Origin of the sequence: Cohnella baijiui (genome assembly GCF_020731285.1) — a bacterium.
Classification (GTDB): Bacteria; Bacillota; Bacilli; order Paenibacillales; family Paenibacillaceae; genus Cohnella.
Window position 1 is genome coordinate 1 of sequence record NZ_JAJFOW010000354.1, and the last position, 234, is coordinate 234.

Sequence of the window (234 nt, forward strand, 5' to 3'; positions counted from 1 at the left end):
TTATGATCTCCCTCATGCCTGCCGCACCGAAAATAGCGAATGACCCTACATACAGCAAGAAAGACACCTTCACAGAAAAAGAAGTCACCGTTGGAGAAGGAACCTTTGCTCTCTCCGGTACAATCACGATGCCAAAAGGCGATGGACCCTTCCCGGCAGTAGTACTTGTCCAAGGCTCCGGAGCGCTTGATCAGGATGAAACAGCATTCGCACTTAAACCGTTCCGCGACTTGG

At 50.9% G+C, this 234-nt stretch carries 1 pseudogene; it reads left to right on the forward strand.

What is annotated here, in order from left to right:
- Positions 1-234 (forward strand): annotated as a pseudogene (locus tag LKX83_RS32940) (esterase FrsA); the annotation flags it as partial.